Origin of the sequence: Roseiflexus sp. RS-1, from assembly GCF_000016665.1 — a bacterium.
In the GTDB taxonomy this organism is placed as follows: Bacteria; Chloroflexota; Chloroflexia; order Chloroflexales; family Roseiflexaceae; genus Roseiflexus.
The window spans coordinates 2724033-2749049 of record NC_009523.1 but is presented as its reverse complement, the minus strand read 5'-3'; the positions used below and the strand labels follow the sequence as shown (position 1 = coordinate 2749049).

Here is a 25017-nt window from a genome sequence, read left to right as displayed (position 1 = left end):
CTTATGAACGTTGCACCGCTTCTTTCCCTCATGATCTGGTTGCCAGCGCTGGGCGCGCTGGTGGTGCTGACATTGCCGCGTGAGCGTGTCGCGGCGCAACGCAGTGTGTCGATGAGCGCTGCGCTGCTGGCGCTTGCCGCCGCGCTGGGGGTCGTCTTCTTCTTTGATCCTGCGCGCGCAGGGTTTCAACTGGTCGAAAGCGTCGCGTGGATCCCATCGTGGGGCATCAGTTACACCGTTTCGGTCGATGGCATCAGTCTCTGGCTGGTGGTGTTGACTGCGTTTCTGACGCCGGTTGCGCTGGCGGCGAGTTGGGGAACAATCGAACGGCAGGAGCGCGCGTTTCATGCGCTGGTTCTGTTGCTGGCAAGCGGGCTGTTCGGCGTCTTTACGGCGCAGGACATGCTGCTGTTCTACGTGTTCTTCGAGTTCACGCTGGTTCCCACTGCGCTGCTGATCGGCATCTGGGGCGGTGTAGAACGTCGGTATGCGGCGATCAAGTTCTTCGCCTACACATTCACCGGTTCGGTCTTTCTGTTGCTGGGAATTATTGGCCTGTATCTGCTGCACGGTCAGGCGACGGGCGTCTACACCTTCGATATTGCGACGATCCTGGCGAGCCTGCAACTCGGTACGTTGCAATTGAACCCGGCTGCTGAAAGGCTCATGTTTGGGTTGTTCTTCATCGGCTTCGCGGTCAAAACCCCGATCTGGCCCTTCCACACCTGGATGACGACTGCTCACGCCGAAGCGCCTTCGTCAGGCGCAATCGATATCGTCGGGCTGCTGATCAAGATCGGCGCGTATGGTCTGATCCGCTACACTATCCAGCTCTTCCCGGCAACTGCTGCCTGGGCGGCGCCAGCAATCAGCGTGCTGGCGGTGATTGGCATTCTGTACGCTGCGTGGATTGCCTACCAGCAGACCGATATGAAACGTTTGCTGGCATATGCGTCGGTCAGTCACCTGGGATTGATCGTGCTCGGCATGTTTGCCCTGAACCCGCAGGGGATCGCCGGGTCGGTGGCGCATATGGTCAATAGCGCCCTGACAACCGGCGCACTGTTCCTGGTCGTCGGCATGCTCGTTGCACGACGCGGTTCACGCGAATTGAAGTCGTATGGCGGGTTGTGGAAATCAACGCCGGTGCTCGGCAGTTTGACATTGATACTGGTGCTCGGCTCGATCGGCCTTCCCGGCTTGAACGGCTTTGTCAGCGAATTTGCAGTGCTGCAAGGTGCGTGGCGTTCTCCCGGTCTCGGATGGCGTTATGCGCTGCCTGCGCTCCTGGGAGCGGTGCTGGCAGCGGTTTATCTGCTGCACATGTACCGGATGGCGTTTATGGGCGATGCGCCGCCGGAACTGGCGCAGGCGCCCGACGTTCGACCGCGTGAACTGGCGCTGCTGGTCATTATGGCGACGCCAGTCGTCCTGTTTGGGTTATACCCCAATCTGCTGTTTGGACCCATGCAGCAGTCGGCGACACAGATTGCCGGGGGAACGTTGCAGTATCTGGCGAGTCGTTGAACGGCAGCCCTGAATCTGCACAGGGCTGAACGTTTGATGTGGAATACGACACACCAATGACAGAGATCATCATTCCGCCAATTGACTGGCGCGTGGCAGCGCAACTCAGCATTGTCTTCGGTTGGGCATCGGTGCTGCTGATCGTTGCCCTGTTCATACCGCGTTCGCGCACACGAATCGTTGGATACCTGGCGATTGTCGGGGCACTCGTCGCAGCTGGCGCTGGCATCCCGCTGTGGGGCGTCAATGCTGAGACATTCAGTGGCATGCTGCGCCTGGATGCGTACAGTCTGACGTTGAACTGGCTCTTTCTGGCCGCTGCGGCAATCACGATCGTGGTATCGCTTGACTACCTGCCGCGACAGGGGATCGAACGGAGTGAGTACTACATTCTGGTGCTGTTCGCAACCGGCGGCATGATGCTCCTGGCGCAGGGGACAGACCTGATTATCCTGTTCCTGGGGCTGGAAATGCTGTCGATTGTGCTGTATGTGCTGACCGGTTTCGCATACCCGCGCAATGCGTCGGAAGAAGCAGGCATGAAATACCTGTTGATCGGCGCGTTTGCCGGCGGCTTTGTCGTTTTCGGCATTGCGTTGCTGTACGGTGCAACCGGCAGCATGAATCTGCGGGTCATTGGCGAAACGCTCACACGCCAGACAATGACGCTCGAAGAGCGAACCTACATGCTGGCAGGGTCGGCGCTCGTTCTCGTTGGTTTTGGGTATAAGGTTGCAATGGCGCCATTCCATATGTGGGCGCCGGATGTGTACGAAGGCGCGCCGACTCCAATTGCCGGGCTGCTTTCGGTCGGCAGCAAGGCTGCCGGATTTGCGGCGCTGCTGCGCTTCCTGGTCGAGGCGCTGGCGGGCGAATGGCAGATCTGGGCGCCGGTGCTGGCGGCGCTGGCGATTGCGACGCTGGCAGTAGGGAACATCGGAGCGCTGACACAGCGCAATGTCAAGCGCATGCTGGCGTATTCGAGCATTGGGCACGCCGGATACATCCTGTTCGGCGTGATTGCTGCTGGCGCACCGGGAGGCATTGCGGGGCAGCGCGGCATTGAAGGAGTACTGTTGTATCTGATGGCATACACCTTCACGAACCTTGGCGCATTCGGCGTTCTGATTGCGCTCGAGCATCGCGGTGAAGCCGCGTGGGACATGAGCGACCTGGCGGGGTTGTGGAACCGACGCCCCTGGCTGGCGGTCGCTATGGCGGTGTGTATGCTGTCACTGGCTGGCGTTCCGCCGACAGGCGGATTCTGGGGGAAGTTCTACGTGTTCACCGCTGCATGGCTGGCGGGCATTGGCTGGATTACCGTCATTGGCGTCATTATTGCCGCCATTGCGGCATTCTACTATCTCCGCATCGTGGCGCAGATGTTTATGGCTGAACCGGTGCGCGACACTCCCCTGCCGATGGATCACGCCTTGCGCGCAGGGCTGGTTCTGGCAACCGCAGGCGTGCTGCTGCTGGGATTCCTGCCGACTCCGGCAATTGATCTGGTGCAGCGCGTGACGCTTGCTGCTGCGGGAAGCGTTCAACCGTAACTTCCGTGAGTCTCCTGTACAAAGGTCGCCTCACCGCTGAGTCGCAGCGCACGCAGAGATTATGATCACGCAAACGCTGCGGTCTGAGCGCCCTGGCAGTGCATTTTTGCAGTGAAGTTATCCGTGGTGATGTTCGCCTCCACAGCCATACGTCAAGCCTCTGTTGCGCCGTTGTTCCATCTGACGACGAAACGCTTCACGGGCTGAAGGGCGACTTCTCTGCTACAGGAACTTCTACGACCTCAGAACGCAGGATGCCGCTCTCGACGACATTGGTGATGATCGTGCCGGGAGCGACCGTATCGCGCACGCGCACATCGATCAAAATAGCGGCAGGATAGGCTTTACTGGTGATCACGGTGCAGCGCACGACAGGACCTTCACTGCACTCGCCCACCGTTGGACTGACCTTCAATATCTCCAGATCGGAACTGATGCTATCAACCACTGTTAGAGGATGGGCAGCATTGTCATCAGCAAAGACGCCGATATAGTAACTGAACATCATCCCAGGCTCTGCCACTGAGACCGACGCCATCTGGTGGATCCGGATCACCGAACGGACGTCTAGAGGCGGATCGGTGGGTGCAGGCAAAAGCGGATATTCCACAGCAGGCGGTGATCTGAACGGCAGAAACGGGGTGAAGGTTGGGTATAACGTAATAGCCAGAGTGGGGGTCGGATAGATCAGCGAATGCTGCATTCTAAAGAGAGCGTCGTAAATCCATCCGGACAGCAGTGACACACCGAAAAGGATGAAAAACGCGCGCACCAGCCATCGCACGTCCGATTCGGGTTTCGGGAACCTTCGCTCAACGACCGGTTCTGTGGACTTGAAGATTGTTTTCGCAGGCGCTGACGCATGCAGCCTGGTCGTCGGCAAGGTATGTTCCTCCGCCACGGCTGCCAGGTCTGCCGCCAGTTCAGTCGCCGACTGGTAGCGTTCACGGGGGTTCTTCGCCAGCGCCCGATCCAGCACCTTCTGAACCGCATCGGGAAGCGCGGGTTGCAGCATGCGCACACGAGGGATCGGCTCGGTTACATGCGCCACCAAAACGCCAACAGGCGTATCGGCGCGGTAAGGGGGGCGTCCGGTGAGCATCTCGAAAAGCATTGCGCCCATTGCATACACATCAACCAGCGGTGAGAGACCGCCGGGTCTGGTCAATTCAGGCGCCATATAGTCGGGCGTGCCAACCACACCGCTGCGGGTCAGAATGGTTGCTGGTTCGACCAGACTGACGATCCCGAAATCAGCCAGGTACGGCTGGTTGGTATGATCAAAGAGCACGTTATCAGGTTTCACGTCGCGGTGGATCAACCCGGCAGCGTGAGCCGCATCGAGCGCCTGAGCAATCCGACCGATAATCTGTGCTGCCTGAGGGAGAGACAGAGGTCCGCGCTGAAGGCGAGATGCCAGCGAGCCGCCGGTCATCAGGCGCATAACCATGAACGGTTGACCTTCGTGCTCGCCAGCGTCGTAGAGCGGCACAATCGCCGGGTGTTCGAGAGCTGCAACTGCTTCGACCTCGCGCCGGAAACGGGCGTGAAAGGCAGGGTCGTGCAACAACTCGCGGGGAAGCGCCTTTACTGCGACCTCACGATCAGCCTCTGGATCGTATGCCCGGTATACCACAGCCATACCGCCACGACCCAGTTCGCCACGGATCTGGTAACGCCCGATCATCGGCGGGAGCATCGGTTCCTCCTTCCGAACATCGTGAAGGGTCTGCCCCCCGCGCCTCGGGCTAACGGCGTCGAGCGTTGCTGCGGTGTGCATCGATCAGGCTGCTCGGGGCATCTTCATCGATACGCGCAAAACATACTGCCAAACCGGTCGTCCAGGTCGATGACTGTGACTGTTGCAAATTCAAGAGACATTTTTGGATAGGGTAAAATCTGGCAAAATAGGGTTACCGAAAATAGCACACACCCGTCACCCTTAAAGTGTCGCGAGAAGCGGCCACACAGCGCTAGCCAGAGCAGAGCAATTGCTCAACAACCATCAGTCACCAGGCAGGACTGCGCTACCGCGAAACGGTTTTGAATACCGGTTCTACATCAGCACATCAGCTATTACCGGGATTTGTATCAGGATAGGGCATTAAGAAACGTTCTCCGTCAAAGTGAATCAGATGATCAGGATCACTGGCAATCCAGACCTCAGTATCCCAAGAAATCTGATCGAGAAATCGGCGCATTTTTTTACGATTCTCGAAGGCGGTGACAAAAATGAGACTCGCTTTGTAACACTGAAACAATTCTTTCAACTCTTTGCGCCGTTTACCATCGATCTATCCAGAGCTGGTAACGGCTTCGATGACGAATAGCCAATCACGTCCCGGGTCGTACACTAAGACATCGGGCATTTTCTGATCAGGTTCAATGGTCACTCATTCGCTATTTCCATCACAATTGCATCAATCTCAACCTGAGAGAGTTCACCCATAGACGCAGCACGACCAATACGTTCGAGGGCTTCACGGTCTGGATAACGAAACGCACGCAGATCAGCAGCGTTGACCTGGGTATGCCCACTAAACGCGCGAAAGCAATGATCGGCCCATGTTGAATTGAAAAAGAGCGTCAGTCCGCGTGCAAGGGCAGGCGGCAGACCGCGACCATGCGCATGGATGTAATTCAGATGATTTTCAAATCCTATCTCCTGGTATGGTATCCGTGTTGGATCATAGAGGGCTGCCACGAGCCGGCGCCGTTCTTCTTTCGCGGTAAATCGCTTTACCAGCACATACACGCCAGAGGGAATAAGAAGGTCGGCAGTTTCCCTGCAACGCACAATTGCTTGCGGTTTCCGCATACCATCTCTCGGCCAATCAATCATTGCCCTTCGGATGTGATGCGGATAAATCAGCGGGACAGTTCCGTTCGTTGGTTCATCACGCAAGAACGGACGCGCTCGAAAGTCAACGACTCGTCCGGTTGACACAACCAATCCAAGATCGTGCAGCGTTGCTGGCAGACGTCCCATCCATTCCCGAGCCAGGAGGTCGGCATCGTCGGCAGGAATGTGGATGAATCGATCGGCGCCGGTTGACCGAATGATTGCGTTATGCGGCAGCTTCCGCTCATGTACTGCACTCTCAGGCGCCCCAGTGCTGCTCGAAATACGAATGGTCGCACATGGTTCGGCAGATTTGACCGCATCCATGATGATCGTCTCTTGCAATACATCGTCCTGTTCAAACACTGCCGAGCGGGAATCGAAGACATGGATGCGTCGGATTGCCATCCTATCGAGCAGATCGTCGCGAAATGGACGGAAATAGGGGCCATTGCAGAAGCTCCGCGGCGTGATTGAGACAAGTTGACCGCCGGGAGCAAGTAAACGGATAATGAGCGCAAGAAATCCAGCATATAGATTACTCGTTTCGATACCGGCTGAACGCAAGTGAAGCCGTTCAGCGGAGTCGCTGCGGATTTTGCGGTATGGCGGATTAACCAGCGCGACGTTGAACGACGGGAGCGATTCGGCGAAGAGGTCGCCACGTGCGATCGGCGCTGCTGTCGCAATGAAGTCAACCTGGCGAATGTCGGCGCTGAAACTGATGCCGGACGATTCGCACATCCGTTGGCAAGATGCCATACAGACCGCCAGTGGTTGGGCAAGCGACGGATCGATCTCAAAGGCGGTTACCCGAAGCTGTTTCGTTACGCCGGGCATACGACAGATACGACGAACAAGTGCAGCGATTAACGTGCCGGTTCCGGCGCCAGCATCAAGCAACGTGATCCGCTCCGGCAACGGATCAACCCATGATGCCATGAGATCCGCGACGTGTGACGGTGTGAAGAACTGCCCCAATGACTCCCGGTTTCTTTGCCCGATTGGTTTATTGCTCGTGCGGATGATGGTCATACGTGCGCTCCGGTTGCTGACGCGCCTGCGAGCGCGTGTGGGTGCAACGGACGACATACCTTGCCAGACTGGAACGAGCGACAATGGATAGCCAACAGAATAACCCACGCAACAGTCGAGTAATAGCTCAGACGGTCTTGTGGCCATTGATCAAACCTTACTTCGTTCCCCGCAGGGTATACACCACAATTCCCTTGCCGTTGAACTTCGACGCATCGATAGCGCCGATAACCAACGCCGTCGTGCCGTGCTCGTACCCGTCGAGCAGCACATCGCCCTGCAAACCGGGCATCCGCCGCACGTGCCACCAACCATTCTGGGTCAGCGCCATGTAGTGGTTCTGCACGTCCGCCAGCGAACCATTGTCGATGATAAAAATCTCCTCGACCAGCGTCTCCTCCTTGACGGCGTCCTTCTTCATTTCTTCGATTGCGACGCTCCGCCATGAAGCAATGATCTGGTCAACCTTCGGACTGCCGCTGCTCTCGAACGGTTGCGCATTCGGCGGCGGCGGGACGGTCACATCGCCCCCGCCACAGGCGGCAAGGGCAAAGAGCGCGAGAATGACTATCGCCATGATTCGGATGCTGCGCATAGCATTGATCCTCGTAATAACCTGACTGTGTAACGGAGGAGAAGTATACCATACCGGTCTCAGGATTGCGCGTCGTCGCCCGCAAGCGCGTCAAGAAACCGTCTCAGCGCCGCGTTCACAGCGTCAGGCTCTTCGACGGTGGATGTGTGTCCCGCACCGGGGATGACAACCAGCGTCGAGTTGCGAATGCGCGCATGAATGCGCCTGGATTTGTCTGGCGGCGTTGCGACGTCCTGATCGCCAACGATGATGAGCGTCGGCGCGGTGATCCGGTCGATCTGGTCATACACCCCCTGACGGTCGATGACTCCCTGAACGGCGCGGGAAATACCGATCCGATGGTTGGCGATCATCCGTTCGCGCCATATTGCCCGCTCCTGTGCGCGGGTCGGATCGTTCAGAAACTTCACGCCGAACATAATCGGCATCACCTGATCGGCGACGAGCCGCAACCCCAGCCAGCGCGCAATGAAATTGAGCATGCGGTATCGCCCCACATTCTCGCGCGGCTCCGGGTCAGCCGAGGTCTCCATCAGAATGAGTGACCTGATCAGTTCTGGGCGGTGAATCGCCAGGCGCATGCCGACAAAGCCCCCCATTGAGAGACCGACGAAGTGACACGGCGCGCAGCGCAGCGACTCGATGAGCGCAGCAGCATCCGCAGCAAGGGTGTCCATGTCGTATCCCGTTGCAGTCACTTCGCTCTGCCCCTGTCCACGAAAATCGAAGGTGATGCAGCGGCGCCGATCCTTGAGTGCATCGACCTGCCGGTCGAACATCCGACCGCTCCACAGGAGACCGTGCGCAAAGACAATCGTTTCAGGACCGGTTCCGTGTTCCTCGTAGTGGATCGTCGCTCCGTTGACGCTTAGCCTGGGCATTGGTGAGAACTCCTGAACCTCCAGAACGCAGGACGCCACGCATGTTCAACGTTCAACCTTCACCCTTGCGCGCTCACGTCCATACGCCTCGATGTCGTTGAGAAACCGCGACGGTTTCGCCAGTTTGCCACGCACACGGCTCGCCGCCCACGACAGATAGAGTTGCTCTCCTGCGCGGGTCAGCGCCACATAGCAGAGCCGACGTTCTTCATCGACCCCTTCCGGCGTGACCAGACTGTGTTCATGCGGCAGCACGCCTTCCTCCAGCCCCACAACGAACACAATCGGCCACTCCAGACCTTTCGCCGCGTGGATGGTGGACAACTGCACCCGGTCACGCTCCTCGTCGTTGTCATCGGCGCTGGTGAGCAGGGCAACCTCTTGCAGAAAGGCGTTGAGCGCCGTATGATCGGCGGCGGCATTCGCCAACTCCTGGAGATGCGCGCGCGCATCCGGCACGTTCTCCGGTTCGAGACGCTGTTCCAGCCATGCCTGGTAGCCGGTGCGTTCCAGCACATCGGCGAGCAGGTGGTCGGGCGACAGTGCGCTCTCCGCCAGACGACGCCAGCGGGTGAGAAGCGCAGCCAGTTGACGCGCCCCTTCTGCGGCTTTCGATGGCAGCAGTGCGAGCGCTTCGGGGTGAATCAGGGCATCGGCAAGGGTCAAACCGCGCTGCCCGGCAAAGGCGGAGAGTGTTACCAGCGAATTCGCACCCAACCCACGCGGCGGCACATTGGCAATCCGGTTGAGACTCAGGGTATCGGCGGGGTTATTGATGACACGCAGGTATGCCAGCGCATCACGCACCACAGCACGATCAAAGAATCCAGTCGCGCCGCGCAGCGCATATGGAATACGCGCATGGCGCAACGCCGACTCAAAAGCGCGGCTCATGTGGCGCGAACGGTAGAGCACTGCAATCTCCTGCGGACGACGACCCTGCCGCAGGAGATCGGCAATGCTGCGCGCCACCCGTTCGGCTTCATCGCGCGCATCTTTTGCATCGACAATCTGGAGCGGCGACGTATACCCGACGCCACGGGGAGTTTCCGGCTTCGTTGCACGCAGCGCCATTGGCTGAACGGTTCGACTGTGACGAATGACCGCATAAGCAGCATCAAGTATCGGTTGACGGCTGCGATAGTTGGTTGCCAGTTCGATTACCCGTGCATCGGGGAAATCTCGTTCGAAGCGCGAAATGATTGTGTGATCGGCATTGCGGAAGCCATAGATCGCCTGCATGCCATCACCAACGGCGAACAATGATCGAACACCGCCGTTCGCCGGTGATGGACGTGTCAGCAACTCCACCAATGCATGCTGCGCCGGGTCGGTATCCTGATACTCATCGATCAACACGTGTCGCCAGCGCGATTGACAGGCGTCCAGCACATCGGGATGTTCACTGAAGAGTCGATGGGTCAACAGGATGAGATCGTCAAAATCGAGCGCATTGGCGCGCTCAAGGCTGCGCTGGTAGCGTTGATAACACCCGGCAACGAAGCGCGCCAGGTCATCACGCGCGAAACGCGCTGCCAGGCGCGGCGTGAGCAAACGGCTCTTGGCGCGCGAGATATGACGCAGCAACTCCTCTGGTTCAAGAAGTGCAGGCGGACGCTCCCGTGCTGCGTCAAGCGCCGCAGACGCCAGGTGCACCTGCTCATCTTCTGCGTAGATCGTGAAATCGGCGGTATAACTGCCGATTCGCCCGGCGATATGTTCGCGCAGCACCGAAGCGCATACTGAGTGGAAGGTGCCAGCAGTCAGACCACGGATCGAGACGCCGGGCATATCACGCAGGCGCTGGCGCATTTCACGCGCTGCTTTGTTGGTGAACGTCAGCGCCAGAATATTCGATGGCGACACACCGTGTTCCACGATCAGATATGCAATCCGAAGAGTGAGAACGCGGGTCTTGCCGCTGCCAGCGCCAGCACGCACCAGAATGGGACCCGGCGGAGCGGCAACCGCAGTGCGTTGTTCGGGATTCAGTGAAGCGAAGAGACGCATATCACACACGATCATCCGGCTCAATCCCCAGCGCCCGCAGGCGCTCCGCTAGACGCGCCGCCCGCGCTTCCGCCTCCGCCCGCGCTTCCGCCTCTGCGCGCGCCCGCGCTTCCGCCTCTGCGCGCGCCCGCGCTTCCGCCTCCGCCCGCGCCTCCGCCTCCGCCTTCGCCCGCGCCAACTCCTCGAACGTCAGAAACGGGCGTCCGTCCGGGTAGAACAACCGCACCTCCCCACTCTCCACCGTAAACCGCACCCCTAACGCCGGACTCACCCACCCGTTCATATCCGCGATCACCGCCAGCCGCCCCGCCCGTCGCACCCAACCGCTCGCATCCCCCCGCTCCGGGTCGATCAAATAGTATTCCTCCACCCCGTACTGGTCGTAGAACTCGAACTTGCGCGCCATCTCGCTCAGCGTGTTCCCCGGCGACAGCACCTCGAACACCACTTGCGGCGCCTGCCCCCCTTCCTCCCACTGCAAATACGCCCCGCGATCCCCCTTCGGTCGCCCGATCGCCACCAGCACGTCCGGCGCCCGCCGGATGTCGGGGCGCCCCTCGACCGGGTACCACAGCAGGTCCCCCGCCACGAACACGTCCGCCCGCTCGGCGAACAGCGCCGCCAGGTTCCCCTGCAGCGTCACAATCCAGCGAAACTGAAGCGTATTCTCCGCCATCGGCTGCCCATCGCTTTCGGGATACACGATGGCGCCCGTCGTTGTCGCCTCCGCTACGCTCATCGCAGCCTCCCCATGTTCCAGACCTGCATGGCATGCTACCACATTCCCTGAAACTGGTGTACTATAACTTCTGCAACGTTGCCGCAGCATAGCGCGTAGATCCGGATAAGGAATAAGCCCCCTCACTCAAAGGAGGTCCCATGTCAGTAGTGGCAGGCATCGTCTTCGGCTTCATCGTGTGGTTCCTGATGTGCTACCTCGTCGCCGGCATCTACACCGTCGATCAGAACGAACGTGCGGTGAAAACCATCTTCGGGCGCGCCGAGCGTCTGACCGACGCCGCCATCGATGATCCTTACGCCGAATATCTGCGCCCGGAAGAACGCGAACGGTACCGCTACCCCCAGGTGGTCGTCATACCGCCCGGCGGACCGTACTTCAAGTGGCCCTGGGAGCGGATCTACAAAGTTTCGGTTGCAACCCAAACCATGAACATGGCGCTCGACCTGGAAAACCCGATGGCGAACCAGGGCGGCACCAAACTCGAAGCAGTGACGAAAGACCAGTTGAACATCGCGCTGGAGGGACAAATCCGCTACCGCGTCTACGAGCGCAACCTGTACGCCTACCTGTGGGGCGTCAAAAACCCGATCGTCCACGTGATGGGATACTTCATTTCCATTCTACGCGAGCGAATCGCCAACTTCGAGGCGCCGCAACGCGCAATAACGACAGAGACGGCGCCAATGGAAGGCAACATGGTCGCCAGCGTCTCGATCAACGATCTGCGCAAGAACCTGCGCGACCTGAACGAGTTGATGGACCGTGAGTGTCTCTCGGCAGCGGCGCGTTACGGCATTCAATTCGACGCCTCGCTGATCACCAGCATTGACGCGCCGCCAGAGGTCGAGTCGGCGCTTGCGGCGATCAACACAGCGTACAACCAGGTTTCGTCGGACATCAGCCTGGCGCAGGCGTCAGCCGACCAGAAGATCGTACAGTCGAAGCGTGCCGTTGAGATCGAAACCCTGAAAGCTCAGGCGGAAGTTGAGCCGCTGATGGCGCTGGCAAAGCAACTGGGCGACCTGAAGCGCATTGGTGGACCGCAAGCGCTCCGGGCATACCTGCGCAACGTCCGTCTGAAGCTCTACAACCAGGCTGAGCGTGTCATACTGGAGGAACAGATATGATCGAGTATATGATCGAGTTCGCCACTGCCGCCATTGCGACCTTCATCTTCTGCCTGATCGCAGTGCCGACCATTCTTGGATTGCTGCGCGCCTTTGGTCTGTATGCGATCGTAGAAGAGGGAACCTGTCACGTGTACGTGCTGTTTGGGAATGTCGTCGGCATTTTGCGCGAGCCGGGGTTGTATTTCCTGCCCGTGCAACTGGGTCTGGCGGCATTCGTGGTCAACTGGCTCGGACGCCGCCACGTGCTCGATATGCGCCTCGACCAGAAGTACCTGCGCAGCCAGCCGGTCAACTCCGAGGAAGGAGCGCCGATGGGGGTGGGTATCTGGTATGAATATAAGATCAGCGACCCGATTGCCTATCTGTTCAAGAACGCCGACCCCGACGGTTCGCTGGCGGCGAATGTGAGCAACGCCGTGGTGCGCACGCTGAGCAATCTGCCGCTCGCCGATATGCTGGAGAACCGCCACGCCATGAGCCGCACAGTGCGCGATGAGGTGTCGCCGAAGTCGGCGGAATGGGGCTACCAGCTTGGTTCGGTCTACATCCGTAAGGTGCACTTCCGCGACATCGGCATGATCCGGCAGATCGAAGAGAAGGTTGTCAACCGTCTGCGCCAGGTGACCGCCGCTATCAAACAGGATGGCGCCAACCAGGTGAGCATTATCACCAATTCGGCAGAACGCCAGGCTGCTATCGAATTTGCCAGAGCGCAGGCGATCCGTCCGCAGATCGTCGGCACAGCGCTCAACAAGATCGCAGCCGATCCGGAGGTGTCGGCTGCACTGTTCGAGATCCTCGAACTGCAAAACATTATCGAGGGTCGCGCCAGAGTGACACTGATCCCGCCTGCCCGCCCGCTCCTTCAGCAAATGATGGCAGCGACCCCTGCCGAAGACCGTCAACCGGCACAGCACGTAAGATAGCGAGACATGCCCACAACCACGATCGAGGGTCCTGTGCGCCCCGGTCGTGGTCGTGTCGATGCGTCAATGGCGGGGCGAGGCATTGCAACGCCGCAAGCGTCAGAAAATGCTTGACAGTACGCTCGCAAAAGTTTACAATACGTAAAGCGTGTCGCTCGCAAGCCTGGTTTGACGCGCGTCTATTTATGCATTATAATCATCCAGACAATAAACGAACAAATGTTCGCAAACAATAGAGAGAGTGATACAACGTATTCTGTGGTTTGCCGTTATGCTGCTGGCGCTTGCTGGATGTGGACAGCCCCTGCAACTTGATGCTGCACGGCGAACGCGCACACCGCTTCTCGCCCCATCTGCCACGCTTACGAGTACGCCTGAGCGTGCTACGGCTGTGCTGGCGACGCCGCGAACAACGCAAACACCAATCCAGGCGCCTTCGCCAACCGTCGTGCACCTGCCAACGGTTCAGATCATTCCAGCCACGCCTGAGCCGCAAACGAGTGAAGCACGCTGGCGCGCTCAGCAGATTGATCGACAGGTTCTCGATCCGCCACAACTCTACCGGGTGACCAGCCAGGCAACATTGTTCTGGTACGATCCGATGACAGGTCAGATACTCGAAATCGGCACACTGCGCGGCGACGTTCCGGTTCAGGCGCGGTTTCGCCTGCGCTCGACCGGTCAGGCTGCGCTCGAAGTGCCATACCGTATCAATAACGACTTCGGGCTGACCGCTATATCCGAGGCTGTGCGATCACGAATGGAAGCGGCCGGATATACGGTGAGCGTCGAAGCATTTTTATTGGAATCCGACGCCGTCCAGGCACCGTAGTACGTCGTTGGAGATCGGCTGTGAGTAGTAACTACTTAAACATGCTCCGTGGGCAGCGTCGTCGTTCCAGTGGGTTTCAGATCACTGCCCGCACCTTGCTGGCCATTCTGGCATTCGTGGCAATGGCAGGTTCTGCAGCGTACTGGTGGGGGGTGCAATCGCAACTCACCGACAACCGGATCGTCGCCGTCGCCTTCACCGCCATTCTGGTCCTCGCGCCACCGAGCCTCGTCTCGTTCCTCATCCCCTGGTCGCCTGCCGGGATGCTGCTCCAGAAAGTCAACGCCCGCACCTGGGCGTTTCCGGTCATCATCGGTTGCGCGCTCTACCTCCTCTACTACGCCTTTCAGCTCCAGTGGGCCTGGTGGGCGGCGCAACCGGTCGTCGCCGAGACCAACCTGGTCTACCAGCAGGTGCTGATCGGCATGATCGGCTTCATCATCATTCCCGCCCTGCTGTGGACGCCGGTCTCGTCGGACGAACTGGTCGAGCAGGTGCGGCAGGCGCATCTGGTGAAGCGCTATGAGTTGCAGACGCAGGCGGATATTGCGATCCTGCGCGCGACGCTGCTGCGGGCGCAGGAGAAGGCGCTGATCGGGTTCGCCAATCTGACGGTGCAGGAGCGCGAGGAGCTGGCGGCGGTGATGCAGTCGCTGGTGAGCGGGATCGACCGCACGCTGAAGGAGATCGGGCAGACGGTGAAGACCGTCTCCGGCGTGGCGCTGCCGTTCGATAGCATCCTCGACGATAATGAGGATATTCGCGATGTGCTGGAGTATATTGGCGATACACTGGTCAACACGTCGATAAGCGAGGCGCAGGAGGCAAAGCCGGAACAGGCGGCGCTCCAGGCTTCGCAGCCGACGCGCGAAACGCGCCGACCCACGCCTCAGACCGATCCACGCGAAGCTGGCTACTATCAGAGCCGTCATCGAACCAGACGCCTCCGGCGCGACGAAGAGGACGATGAGTGACCGCTATGCTGCGCTCCGACGATCCTGAAGCAACACTCTCCGATCAGGAGTTGTATGAGTTCGCCGATCTCCTGGCATTGCGGCTCTATCAGGACCTTGGTCGTCGCTGCTATCTGCTGAGCCGGCAGGATATCAGTGAGTTGATCTATCCGTACATCACTGATCTCGACCGCCGCGACCGGCGTGCGCTTTCCTGGCTGGTATGGAATCTGCTTCAGGAAGGTGCTGAAATCGAGTATGAGATCGATCAGGCATGAGTAGCGCCCCCATCGGCATTCTCGGCGGTACGTTCGATCCGATCCACTATGGGCACCTCGCCATCGCCGAAGAGGTGCGCGTCGCGCTGCGCCTCGACCGCGTTCTCATCATCCCGGCTGGTGAACAACCTCTGAAGATCGGTAAGCACATGGCGCCTCCTGAGCACCGCCTGGCAATGGCGCGCCTGGCGTGCGCTGATAATCCGTTCTTTGAGGTGTCGAGCATCGAGATTGACCGTCCCGGACCGTCGTATACCCATGTGACCCTGCAACTCCTCCACGATCAGGGTCTTGAAAACCTGTATCTCATCCTTGGCGCCGATGCGCTGGCGGATCTGCCGCGCTGGCGCGAAACGCCACGTATCCTGACGCTGGCACGGATCGTAGTCGTGTCGCGCCCCGGCGCAGCCATCGATCTGCCTGCTCTGGCTGAGATGTTTCCAGCGTTGCCGGAACGCCTGATCCTGATCGAAGGTCCGCGTCTGGATATTTCCAGCACCGATCTGCGTCAGCGTGTCGCACAGGGGCGCCCCATTCGCTATCAGACGCCCGACGCGGTCGTTGCGTATATCGAGGCGCATGGATTGTACCGGTAGACGATGGATATGCTCCTGAACACCGCACGTGCGTGGGGATTACGCCTCGATCAGCGGCAGATTGAACAGTTTGCCCGTTACAGCGCTGAACTTCGCGCCTGGAATACGCGCGTCAACCTGACAGCAATCACCGACGAGGAAGGAATTGTGGCGCGCCATTTCCTTGACTCGTTGCGCTGTGCGTTGAGCTGGGGAGATGCACCGTCGAGTCTGATCGACATCGGCAGCGGAGCGGGCTTTCCAGGATTGCCGTTGAAGATCCTGCGCCCAGAACTGAGGGTCGCCCTTGTGGAGAGCGTTGGCAAGAAAGCCGCATTTCTGCGACATATGATTACTGTGCTGGACCTGCGGGATGTGACGGTGTTGACCGCTCGCGCTGAAACGGTTGGGCGCGACCCGCAGCACCGTGAGCAGTACGATGTTGTGACCGCCCGCGCTGTGGCAGAACTGGCGACGCTTGCAGAGTATTGTTTACCGTTATGTCGAGTTCATGGGCGTGTACTGGCGCCAAAAGGGAGCGACATCGCTGATGAGGTAGCGCGGGCGCGCACTGCAATCGAACGACTCGGCGGGCGGGTGATCGATGTGGAACCGGTTACCATCCCCGGCGTCGAACCGCGAACCCTGGTGGTCATCGCCAAGGTTGCGCCAACCCTCGCCGCCTATCCTCGCGCCGTCGGCGTTCCCGCCAGACGCCCCATTCACTAGCGACGGTCAGACAGGTCGCACTGTCACTTCACCGGCTTCGATAGCGCCTTCTGCCACGATCAGCGCCACTCCGCCGCCTTCCAGCATATCATCACGGGCATCCAATGACACGCTATTACCGTCGGGCATTTGAACAATACCACGCAGATCATTCCCCACGATGCTCAGATCGAAAACATACCTCTGGTCGTACTTCCAGGCAAAAGGCGCTTCGGCAAGCAGGGTCGCACCATCGAGAACGCGCACCAGTTGCACAATGCCAATACCGTGCGCTGTGAAAGTCAGAAGAAGTGCGTAGTAGCGGCGCATCCCCTGAACACGCACCCCCACACCACAGGCTGCTGCCAGATGCGGCGTCAAGGTTGCGCTGACACGATAATCGCGCCATTCGCGCGAACCCTGGATCAGCAACCCTGTGCCTTCATTCTGGATCAGGCGGTATGGTTCGTGTGCGCCCTGCTCGTGAATGCTGACACCATCGACCCATGCGCGGCGCCACATTGTTCCGCCGCCAATCGGTCGGCACAGCGACGTCTCCGGTGCGCCTTCCCACGTCAGATAATCCAGGTAGACAGTTCCACACCCCCGCCCGCACACTTCGACACCGACCGCAGCAATTGGTTGACCACCGGTATCCGGTATGCGCCACGCAAATGTGTGATCGCCGCCTGGCGCTAACGTTGCCGCCGTACCGTACACTCGCACAGGCGCGTCGTTAGCATCGTAGACCAGCAGATACAAACGACACTGCACCGGTGCAGGATTGGTTTCATCCGCACAGATCCGCGCACTGAGGAGTTGACCCGCAAACAGGGTCGGCGAGGCAAGGATGGTGTAACCGGGCATATGAGACATTTCGGGAAGGAGGAATGTTGCTGTCGCCGCACGCGCAGCACGCCCCGGCGCGAGATGACGGTACCGCAGCGCCAGGCTCCGACTTCCGTGTACACTGTGACCGGGTACGTTCTCAAGACGCAGGGTATCCCGGGAGTCGGCGCTTTCATCGGCGAAGAAGCCCTGCACACTTCCTGGCAACTCAAAATGAAAACGCGCGCCCTGCTTGGGTGCAAGCGGCGCTTCACCCGCAAGCGCCCGCCCGACATTGACGATGGCGTATGTCTCACGCACTGCATCGGTCACAGCACGCCCCCCGTCGGCAGTCGGCAGATAGAGACGATCCGCAACCGGACCGCGCCAGTCAGGACCGGCATCGATGCCTGCCAATCCATTCTTGATCCCCAGCAGGCACCCTACATTGCCTGCATTGCAATCCGTATCCCAGCCAGCAGTCACCGTCACCATCAGCGACCGCTGAAAATCATCCTCGCCGTACAGCAAACCCAGGTGGATCAGGGCGTGATTAGGAATGATATGACAACCGCCGCCGTAGCGATCATAGCCGTAATGTGCAACAATCCGCTTATGCGCAACGCGCCAGTCGGCGAACCGGGCACGCCACTCGCGCAGATCGGTAATCAGGCGAAAAATGACCGAGTCGCGCGGAATGAACGTCGTCGCAGTATCGAGCAGCGTACCCAGATCGCGCTCGACAAACGCCAGCGACTCCATGGCTGCCAGCACCTGCGCACCATAGATCGCCTCGCCATCATGGCTCACCGACGCAGCGCGACGCGCCAGATCAGCAGCCAGTTCCGGGTCGCCAGGCGCGACCATTGCCCAGCCATCGATAAAAATCTGGGCGCCAATCTGCTCCGCCACAACACGCCCATTCAGCGCAGCCGATCCGCTGCGCGGCGCAGGAATACCGCGCTTCAAGCGCAGAAAGGCGGTGTGTTCGGTTGAACGACCCATACCGCCCCACCAGAGAATCGCGCGGTTCTCGATAATATAGTTCAGCCAGGTCTGCCCGATCTGCGCTGGAGAGAGTTCGCGCGTGTTCCCATAGTCCGGTAGAGCGCGCACAAATGTAAACGTACCGGAAATGTCATCATCGGTCACCACCAGCGGCACGCCACGCTTCTCATGAACGTAGTACCAGACCTCACCCAGTTCCGCAAAAATCCGGTCATATGTCCAACCCTCGAATGGACGCCCCAGATAGACACCGATGATCTTCCCAAGAACGCCAGCGTAGACACGTTCGATATAATCGGCAGGCAACGGCATCGCTCTGAACCCTATCTACCCGTTCCGGCGCATGAAATCGATCATGAATTCAGCCAGCGCATCGCACCCTTCCTGATCCATCGCATTGTAGATCGATGCGCGGATGCCGCCGACGGAGCGATGCCCTGCCAGACCGACCATCCCCCGCGCTGACGCCTCGGCAACGAACCGCTTCTCCAGCGCCTCATCCGGCAGGCGGAAGGTCACATTCATCAATGAGCGATGATCCGGTTCGGCGTGCCCTTGATAGAACCCGTCGCTTGTATCAATCACCCGGTACAATGTCGCCGCCTTGCGTTGATTGCGCTCCGCAATCGCGACAAGTCCGCCCTGTTCTTCGATCCAGCCCAACACCAGATTCACCATATACACAGCAAACACCGGCGGCGTATTGTAGAGTGATCGGTTCTTCACATGCGTCGCATAGCGCAGCATTGTCGGCAGGTTCGACGATGCGCTCTGCAAGAACGAATCGCGGATGACCACCACAGTCACCCCGGCAGGACCGAGGTTCTTCTGAGCACCGGCGTAGATCAGCGCAAAACGCTGCGTCTCAAGCGGACGGGAAAGAATATCGCTGCTCATGTCGGCAACCAGCGGTCGATCGCCGACGTCGGGCCAGGTATGCCACTGGACGCCTTGAATCGTTTCGTTACTGGTGATGTGGACGTATGCTGCGCCTGGATCAAGTGCAATGTCCGCCTGCGATGGCACGCTGCGGTAGCCGTTTGCAGCGGAGCTGGCAGCCTCTCGCGCCTGACCGACGCGTAACGCTTCTTCGTATGCCTTTTCCGCCCATGCACCGGTGACGAGATAATCCGCCGACGCACCCGGTGGCAGAAAATTGAGCGGCAGCATGGCAAACTGCAAACTGGCGCCGCCCTGCAAGAAGAGCACATGGTACTCGTCGCCGACACCGAGCAGACGTTTCAGACGCTCAGCCGCCTCAGCGTTGATCGCCTCGTACTCCGGCGAGCGATGACTCATCTCCAGGATGGACATCCCGCGCCCCTGGTAGTCGCGCAATTCATGCTGCGCCTGCTCCAACACGGATGCGGGAAGGATTGCCGGACCGGCGTTGAAATTGTAGATGGTGCTCATAAAGCGCCTCCTCTTCTGCTGAACAGATCACAGTGTAGCACAGCAGTCGCTTCGTTTGTGCGCGAAGATGCAACCAGGGCGATTGCATCTTCTGGATTGCACTGGAACAGCGAAAGCCGCCCCGTTCTACTTCTGGCTGTCTTACGTCACACCCTGACCAGGTTCCATGCCGAAGGCTTCCCCTGTGCACCTGAGATGCCGCGCAACGATGCTGTCATGACTGTCAGGAATGTTGCATCACAGGCGCAGGCTCGCCGTTCGATGCGCAGGTGTGGTGCAACGATGCGCAGCATTTCTGATGATGACCTTCTGCCGCCTGCCGTGCGCTGCGGGTCGCCATCGTGCGTAATGACACTCGCAGATCGCCATCGATTGGTTTCCGGCAGACGGCGCTGCACCAGAAGCGTGTAGACAGGCGCAGCAGGATACCACGCCAGGCGGGCGATAAGGTCGTCATACGCCGCAAACGTTGGTGCATCTGGTTCGACAAGCACGATCAGCAATGGTCGAATGGCGCCATCCGATTCAGCAACATGCCGCATTGCACGACCAAGAGCGATCAGCGACTCCGTCGCAGAACCGGGCATTGGAACAAGGTGTGGCGCGCCTTTGTAATATGCGCTGATCTGCCCCTGGTCGATAATCGTCACTGCCAGCGCCGCTGGCGCCTCGGCGTATAACAGGTTCACCAGCGCGGAACTGGCGGTATCGATGGCTTTGCCGCCGTAGAATCCGATGTGTCGCCAGGTGCGCAATGGCAGGAACGAGATTGCCGGCGCGCCGCGGTGAATCGTCGGGAGACGCGAGACGGGTTCGTGCTGCCCAACCGGCAGGAGAAGTCGCCCGCTTTGCGTCGTTGGAAGGTTGCCGGGGATCACGCATGTCAGCACTGCCTGGGCATGGGAGGTCTGCCGCCACTGCGCCTGCGCTCCCGGCAACGCGGTCTTCACCCTTTCGGGCAACGCTGCAAGCAGTTCGGTTTCACCAGGATGAGCGTCGATCATCAGATGCACCCGTGCACGTCGGTGATCGATGGACGCTTCGCCGAATGTGACCACGCTGCGGGTCATTCCCTGTCGCTCACCGATGTCGAGGATCGTTGCAATAACCATTGCCGCTCTCTCCGTCATCACATCAATCGAGAGCGGCGCGTCTAAGTCGCCGGTGTCAATTGTGCCTTCAACCCCCTGGAGTGGCGCTGCCGGGTTCTGCCGAACGTCGGTCGCGTGCCAGGCATCCTTCAGTTGACTGTCGCCCGGATCATCCGCTGGCGCGTGAGTTGTTGTGGCAATCCGATCCTGAGCATCAGAGGCGATGTCCGGGACGATCCTTCCCGCTATGCCCGGCACGTCTGCGGTATCGGCGACCGGGTTCACAGCATAGTCGTCGGTCGGCGACGAGCATGTTTGTACGTCGGGATACTCGTGTTCGATACGCGGCGTCCACTGTTCGCACGGCACGAGTGGATGCTGATCGTCGTGCATATCAAGTTGATCGGGGACGCGCCTCGCACGCGCAAAGGCGGCAGACGCTGCATGCTGTGCTGCGATCCAGGCGCTCTGAAGCGCAGCGCCGCCACGCACGACGACGGATAACACCGCTTGCTGTGCGTTCCGTCCAAACACGCGCATATCTGCATGCCATCGATCGGCAGGCACGCCCGGTCCGGTTGTGCGACAGCGTGGCAGTGCCACTTTGCCGATTCGCTGCCTTGTGATAGCGATGACCAGAACAAGCGTCACTATTCCGCCTGCGATGGTCACGCTGGCAGTCGCGCGCTGCGCATCGATACTGATGTCCGGTAGTGGTGGAATACCGTCATTGCTGGCGTGCGTTGCTTCCTGAAGAGCGCTCCCGGGACGTTCCGGCGTGTTCGTTCCTGGAGAGGGCGGCGTTTTGTGCGCCTGTTCCAGCCCAGGGTCAGCATGCTGCGGCGGAGCAATCGAAGGCGCATAGGCTGCCGCCAGCGCGACCCCGGCGGCAACCAGCAGCACCAGGCTGATCAGCAGCGTTTCAATCCGTGGTGCACGCATCCTGCTCTCCTTCCACGATCGTTATCAACCAGGCGCTATCGCCGCTCCGCAGCAGCAGTTCATCACCGTACCACTCACCGGTCAGATCGGGGTGCGCCGGTATCTCTGCAAGGACCGCTTCACCGATGATCAGGTCGCCTTCCAGCCGCCCGATGATGACCTGCCTTTCCTGAACCGTAACCAGGCGTAGCATCCCATTCGCACATTGCGTGATTGCCCGCGCATCGAGAGCAACGTGACGCTCCGGCAGCAGGGCGTCCAGGCTTGCACTCCACATATGCAATTTTCCTTCTGCGTCGGGTGCGATCCAGATAATGCTGTCGCCACCCCAGGCATAGGGCGGCAACCCATCTGCGGCAGGCTCGGCAATGACAGTCGCAACCGGTGTTGGACGCAGGCGCGCCAGAGTCAGCGCCCGTCGTTTGTCTTCGCTGCTGGCGATCAGCACGGCGCTTCCTGCTGGATGCCAGGCAAGCCCGGTGATCCTGCCGGGAATGGCAACTACTGGAGTCGGTGGTGATTCGGGGGTCATGTACCGGATCTGTTCGCCTGCCACAGTGCGTTCCGCCAGCAGCAGCGCCTGACCATCCGGCGCAAATCGCAGCAGCGATACGTTGCCGACGCTTGTGGCAATCACGCGATCCCAGCCGCGCACCACGACCTGATTCTCCTGCTGGCTGCCGGGTCGGGCGGGTTCGTACACTGCCTCGTAGCGAACGCTGCCGACAGTTAACACGTCGGCGCGCCCACGGTAGGCATCAATGGTCATCAATCGTTCAACCCCGCGTGAACCGATAGCGATCGTCTGCGTCGCCAGATCGCGACGGTCGGCGTCATTCTCCCTGGTTTCGGTGGGGGGCGCTTCCACGCTCTGTACCCGCCACGAATCGCCAGCACGCCAGATCGCGGCGACAGGCATACCGGGCGCGGCGGAGGGCATCCGACGCACACGCGGCGCCGGAAGTCCAGGGGGAAGAGAGAGAGTTGCGGTTTCTCCCGACCGAAGCGTGAGATGCGCCCAGGATCGACGCCCATCCGGCAGGGTCGCCGCAACAGTGTGCGCGCCTGCGTACATCTCGCCAGTCCAGGGTCGCCCATCGACATCGATGGATGCGCCTGGGACGGTCTGAATGATGAGTCCGGCGCGTCCACGCCAGATAGGTGGAATGAATCCGCCTGTGACGCCGATCAGTGCGCCAGCAACCAGCGCGACGACGGCTATGTTCCAGTGCCAGCGATAGACGATCCGCGCCAGAAGCGCGTCGAGATTGATGCGATACCCTGCGATAATCATCGGTCGCCCCCTGTGCCCGTAACGATGCGATGGATCGTTTCGGGCCACTTTGGAATGAAGAGCGGCGTGCGTTCACCGTCCGCCAGAAGCAACGCCGTTGCGCCAATTCCCCGCTCGATCCGACAGGTCGCCAGATACGCCGCTTCCTCTTCATTCAGGCGCAGAATGGCGGTTGCCCGGTTGACGGCGTCCGAGTCGCGGTTCAATCCGAGGATGAGTTTGGTGCGCGCATTCTCCAGCAACACGCGCGTTTGATCGCTTTCGTCCAGATCGTCGAGGCTCTGGGTGATAACAGTCGCTTTGAACTGCAAACTCCGCCCAATGCGAAAGATCATTTGCAGGGTGCGCGCCCCGACTTCCGAGTGGAGCAGGGCGTGCGCTTCGTCGAGCACCAGATGGCTGCGGCGACCGGTGGGACGGTTGATCGCGGTGGTTACAAAAAAATCCATGACAATCACCGGCAACAGGCGCGCAAGCGTTTCGTCGTTGCTCTGGAGCAACGACCAGAGATCGAGCGCCAGCAGCGGGTTGTCGGTCGGCACGTTCGACGGATGGTTGAACAGGTCGCCAATCGTGCCGCGCGTGAAAAGCGTCAATGCGCGCGCCAGTTCAGGAGCAATTTCCGCCAGGTACTGCTGCACATCGCTGAAGGTGGGCATCGGTTGGGTAAAGGTGCGTGGATCGCTGCTGATCCCGCGTGCTGCATAGGCGGCAGCAATGGCATCCTGGATCGCCGCTGCGCCGACTGCGTCGATCGCCGCGCCCTGCGCTTTCAGTTCGCGCGTTATCAGCGCTTTGACAACGCTGATCCGCTGTCCAAGCAGGTCCTCCTCCAGCGCAGCGACGGCGCGGGCGCGCTCCGGCGCGAGCGGCGGCAGTTCCAGGGGGTTGATATGGTACCCGGCGCGACCGGAGAGCGAAATGTACGCCCCGCCGAGCGCCGTCGTCAGCGAGCGGTATTCCTGTCGTTTCGGGTCGAGAATGAGCAGGGCGTCTTCGCCAAGCGCCAGTTCCTGTGCCAGCAATCCGCCCATGGTGTAGGTTTTGCCGCTGCCCGACTCGGCGACTATCAGCATATGCGGATTGGTCGCCTGCCAGCGGTCATACACGATCGGCGCGCCGCTGCGGGGATGTTCTCCCCACACGATGGGCAGCCCGCCGCGACGTGTCAACCCTGGCGCAGCGGTTGGCAACCCCATCGCAGCGGCGCGCCCGCTGGTGTCGTGCAGCAGTCCCGGTTGATCATATCCGAGCGGCAAAGCGCCCAGATACCCTTCCCATTGTTGAAATTGCACAACACCCAGCAGGATGCCCTGCTGAGCCGCAGCCAGACGCACGCGATCCACGCGCGCCGCCAGTTCTTCGGGTGTCGCGGCAGCAAGTGTAATCGTCACCGCTACCTGGAACAGGCGATCCGTTCCTGCGGTCAGATCGTGGCGCAGCGCCGCCGTCGCTTCGACCCCCTGTTGCGCTTCCATGTCGAAGTGCGTACCCGCCTGCGCATCACCTGCCAGCGTGCCCAGCGCCGCGTCTTCACTGCGCGCCAGCACCCGACGCGCCAGTGCGTCGGGAATGGGAACCAGGCGTTGGTGGACGGTCGTGCCAGGGGTGTCGAGACCCAACTCCGGATCATCGAGCCACGCCAGCGAGAGTGTCGGCGGGAATGCGCGCACTTCCAGGGTGGTCATAAACGAATCGCCAATCTGCACCATATGGCTCCAGCGCCGGTCGATGCCGTCTGGCGCCAGCAACGTGGTGAGCGTGGTCGCGCCGGAGATCAGCGCCGCATGTGGACTGCGACGATGACGCGCCGGCTCGATGATCGGTTTGGATAGCGCTTCGCGGAGAGACATA

20 protein-coding genes and 1 pseudogene are annotated in these 25017 nt (G+C 60.1%); 9 read left to right on the top strand and 12 right to left on the bottom strand.

All coding sequences use genetic code 11. The annotated features are described in order from the left end of the window. The first annotated feature begins 3 nt into the window (after nt 1–3). Together ROSERS_RS11500 and ROSERS_RS11495 are read left to right on the top strand one after the other, a co-directional pair. Nucleotides 4–1527 (top strand): complex I subunit 4 family protein, encoded by a 1524-nt coding sequence (locus tag ROSERS_RS11500; protein WP_011956956.1) that lies wholly within the window; start codon nt 4–6, stop codon nt 1525–1527. 56 nt (nt 1528–1583) lie between these two features. After that, nucleotides 1584–3080, top strand: coding sequence for an NADH-quinone oxidoreductase subunit N (locus tag ROSERS_RS11495; RefSeq protein ID WP_011956955.1), 1497 nt, complete (start codon nt 1584–1586; stop codon nt 3078–3080). Between the two features lie 196 nt (nt 3081–3276). Here ROSERS_RS11495 and ROSERS_RS24160 read toward each other — a convergent pair whose 3' ends face one another. From ROSERS_RS24160 to ROSERS_RS11460, 7 genes and pseudogenes are all read right to left on the bottom strand, one after another. Continuing rightward, nucleotides 3277–4779 (bottom strand): serine/threonine-protein kinase, encoded by a 1503-nt coding sequence (locus ROSERS_RS24160; protein WP_011956954.1) that lies wholly within the window; start codon nt 4777–4779, stop codon nt 3277–3279. A gap of 370 nt (nt 4780–5149) precedes the next feature. Next, nucleotides 5150–5449: pseudogene (locus tag ROSERS_RS27410) on the bottom strand (BsuBI/PstI family type II restriction endonuclease). Between the two features lie 20 nt (nt 5450–5469). Further along, the gene (locus ROSERS_RS11480; RefSeq protein WP_011956953.1) at nt 5470–6957 is read right to left on the bottom strand and encodes an Eco57I restriction-modification methylase domain-containing protein; all 1488 of its coding nucleotides are present in this window, start codon (nt 6955–6957) and stop codon (nt 5470–5472) included. A 157-nt stretch (nt 6958–7114) separates the two neighbouring features. Further along, nucleotides 7115–7552, bottom strand: coding sequence for a hypothetical protein (locus ROSERS_RS11475; RefSeq protein ID WP_011956952.1), 438 nt, complete (start codon nt 7550–7552; stop codon nt 7115–7117). A 59-nt stretch (nt 7553–7611) separates the two neighbouring features. Continuing rightward, nucleotides 7612–8433, bottom strand: coding sequence for an alpha/beta fold hydrolase (locus ROSERS_RS11470; protein ID WP_011956951.1), 822 nt, complete (start codon nt 8431–8433; stop codon nt 7612–7614). 45 nt (nt 8434–8478) lie between these two features. Continuing rightward, the gene (locus ROSERS_RS11465) at nt 8479–10458 is read right to left on the bottom strand and encodes an ATP-dependent helicase (RefSeq protein ID WP_011956950.1); all 1980 of its coding nucleotides are present in this window, start codon (nt 10456–10458) and stop codon (nt 8479–8481) included. Next, nucleotides 10445–11182 carry a Uma2 family endonuclease gene (locus ROSERS_RS11460; protein WP_011956949.1) on the bottom strand — a complete coding sequence of 246 codons (738 nt, stop codon included), beginning with the start codon at nt 11180–11182 and terminating at the stop codon, nt 10445–10447. Before ROSERS_RS11460 ends, ROSERS_RS11465 begins: the two co-directional genes overlap by 14 nt. 140 nt (nt 11183–11322) lie before the next feature. Here ROSERS_RS11460 and ROSERS_RS11455 point away from each other — a divergent pair, with 140 nt between their 5' ends. The 7 genes from ROSERS_RS11455 (at nt 11323) to rsmG (ending at nt 16608) form a co-directional block, all read left to right on the top strand. Then, complete coding sequence (locus tag ROSERS_RS11455; protein WP_041333534.1) at nt 11323–12312, top strand: SPFH domain-containing protein; 990 nt, start codon at nt 11323–11325, stop codon at nt 12310–12312. Further along, entirely contained in the window at nt 12309–13241 is a 933-nt protein-coding gene (locus tag ROSERS_RS11450; protein ID WP_011956947.1) for an SPFH domain-containing protein, read from the top strand. The genes ROSERS_RS11455 and ROSERS_RS11450 overlap by 4 nt, the downstream gene beginning before the upstream one ends. 241 nt (nt 13242–13482) lie before the next feature. Beyond that, nucleotides 13483–14073: a hypothetical protein gene (locus tag ROSERS_RS11445; protein WP_232282828.1), complete on the top strand. Its 591-nt coding sequence runs from the start codon at nt 13483–13485 to the stop codon at nt 14071–14073. Between the two features lie 20 nt (nt 14074–14093). Beyond that, complete coding sequence (locus ROSERS_RS11440) at nt 14094–15047, top strand: hypothetical protein (RefSeq protein ID WP_011956945.1); 954 nt, start codon at nt 14094–14096, stop codon at nt 15045–15047. Between the two features lie 5 nt (nt 15048–15052). After that, nucleotides 15053–15304: a hypothetical protein gene (locus tag ROSERS_RS11435; protein WP_011956944.1), complete on the top strand. Its 252-nt coding sequence runs from the start codon at nt 15053–15055 to the stop codon at nt 15302–15304. Beyond that, complete coding sequence (gene nadD, locus ROSERS_RS11430) at nt 15301–15900, top strand: nicotinate-nucleotide adenylyltransferase (RefSeq protein ID WP_011956943.1); 600 nt, start codon at nt 15301–15303, stop codon at nt 15898–15900. Before ROSERS_RS11435 ends, nadD begins: the two co-directional genes overlap by 4 nt. 3 nt (nt 15901–15903) lie before the next feature. Further along, nucleotides 15904–16608 carry a 16S rRNA (guanine(527)-N(7))-methyltransferase RsmG gene (gene rsmG, locus ROSERS_RS11425; protein WP_011956942.1) on the top strand — a complete coding sequence of 235 codons (705 nt, stop codon included), beginning with the start codon at nt 15904–15906 and terminating at the stop codon, nt 16606–16608. A 6-nt stretch (nt 16609–16614) separates the two neighbouring features. Here the strand turns inward: rsmG and ROSERS_RS11420 are convergent, their stop codons facing one another. The 5 genes from ROSERS_RS11420 to ROSERS_RS11400 all read right to left on the bottom strand — a co-directional run bounded on the left by ROSERS_RS11420 (nt 16615) and on the right by ROSERS_RS11400 (nt 25016). Next, a complete protein-coding gene (locus tag ROSERS_RS11420; protein ID WP_011956941.1) occupies nt 16615–18735 on the bottom strand; it encodes an ADP-ribosylglycohydrolase family protein in 2121 nt (706 codons plus the stop codon). 15 nt (nt 18736–18750) lie between these two features. Then, on the bottom strand, nt 18751–19836 hold the full coding sequence (gene serC, locus ROSERS_RS11415; protein WP_011956940.1) for a 3-phosphoserine/phosphohydroxythreonine transaminase: 1086 nt from the start codon (nt 19834–19836) through the stop codon (nt 18751–18753). A gap of 146 nt (nt 19837–19982) precedes the next feature. After that, on the bottom strand, nt 19983–21869 hold the full coding sequence (locus ROSERS_RS11410; RefSeq protein ID WP_011956939.1) for a hypothetical protein: 1887 nt from the start codon (nt 21867–21869) through the stop codon (nt 19983–19985). Continuing rightward, nucleotides 21850–23163: a hypothetical protein gene (locus ROSERS_RS11405; protein WP_011956938.1), complete on the bottom strand. Its 1314-nt coding sequence runs from the start codon at nt 23161–23163 to the stop codon at nt 21850–21852. Before ROSERS_RS11405 ends, ROSERS_RS11410 begins: the two co-directional genes overlap by 20 nt. Next, nucleotides 23160–25016, bottom strand: a complete 1857-nt coding sequence (locus ROSERS_RS11400; protein ID WP_011956937.1) for a VirB4 family type IV secretion system protein — start codon at nt 25014–25016, stop codon at nt 23160–23162. Before ROSERS_RS11400 ends, ROSERS_RS11405 begins: the two co-directional genes overlap by 4 nt. Nucleotide 25017: the final 1 nt, after the last annotated feature.

Excerpts from the sequence above, each read along its gene's own strand:
- ROSERS_RS11500 (WP_011956956.1), top strand. The coding sequence starts at position 4 with ATGAACGTTGCACCGCTTCTTTCCCTCATGATCTGGTTGCCAGCGCTG.
- ROSERS_RS11495 (WP_011956955.1), top strand. The coding sequence starts at position 1,584 with ATGACAGAGATCATCATTCCGCCAATTGACTGGCGCGTGGCAGCGCAA.
- ROSERS_RS24160 (WP_011956954.1), bottom strand. The coding sequence starts at position 4,779 with ATGCTCCCGCCGATGATCGGGCGTTACCAGATCCGTGGCGAACTGGGT.
- ROSERS_RS11480 (WP_011956953.1), bottom strand. The coding sequence starts at position 6,957 with ATGACCATCATCCGCACGAGCAATAAACCAATCGGGCAAAGAAACCGG.
- ROSERS_RS11475 (WP_011956952.1), bottom strand. The coding sequence starts at position 7,552 with ATGCGCAGCATCCGAATCATGGCGATAGTCATTCTCGCGCTCTTTGCC.
- ROSERS_RS11470 (WP_011956951.1), bottom strand. The coding sequence starts at position 8,433 with ATGCCCAGGCTAAGCGTCAACGGAGCGACGATCCACTACGAGGAACAC.
- ROSERS_RS11465 (WP_011956950.1), bottom strand. The coding sequence starts at position 10,458 with ATGATCGTGTGTGATATGCGTCTCTTCGCTTCACTGAATCCCGAACAA.
- ROSERS_RS11460 (WP_011956949.1), bottom strand. The coding sequence starts at position 11,182 with ATGAGCGTAGCGGAGGCGACAACGACGGGCGCCATCGTGTATCCCGAA.
- ROSERS_RS11455 (WP_041333534.1), top strand. The coding sequence starts at position 11,323 with ATGTCAGTAGTGGCAGGCATCGTCTTCGGCTTCATCGTGTGGTTCCTG.
- ROSERS_RS11450 (WP_011956947.1), top strand. The coding sequence starts at position 12,309 with ATGATCGAGTATATGATCGAGTTCGCCACTGCCGCCATTGCGACCTTC.
- ROSERS_RS11435 (WP_011956944.1), top strand. The coding sequence starts at position 15,053 with ATGCTGCGCTCCGACGATCCTGAAGCAACACTCTCCGATCAGGAGTTG.
- nadD (WP_011956943.1), top strand. The coding sequence starts at position 15,301 with ATGAGTAGCGCCCCCATCGGCATTCTCGGCGGTACGTTCGATCCGATC.
- rsmG (WP_011956942.1), top strand. The coding sequence starts at position 15,904 with ATGGATATGCTCCTGAACACCGCACGTGCGTGGGGATTACGCCTCGAT.
- ROSERS_RS11420 (WP_011956941.1), bottom strand. The coding sequence starts at position 18,735 with ATGCCGTTGCCTGCCGATTATATCGAACGTGTCTACGCTGGCGTTCTT.
- serC (WP_011956940.1), bottom strand. The coding sequence starts at position 19,836 with ATGAGCACCATCTACAATTTCAACGCCGGTCCGGCAATCCTTCCCGCA.
- ROSERS_RS11410 (WP_011956939.1), bottom strand. The coding sequence starts at position 21,869 with ATGCGTGCACCACGGATTGAAACGCTGCTGATCAGCCTGGTGCTGCTG.
- ROSERS_RS11405 (WP_011956938.1), bottom strand. The coding sequence starts at position 23,163 with ATGATTATCGCAGGGTATCGCATCAATCTCGACGCGCTTCTGGCGCGG.
- ROSERS_RS11400 (WP_011956937.1), bottom strand. The coding sequence starts at position 25,016 with ATGTCTCTCCGCGAAGCGCTATCCAAACCGATCATCGAGCCGGCGCGT.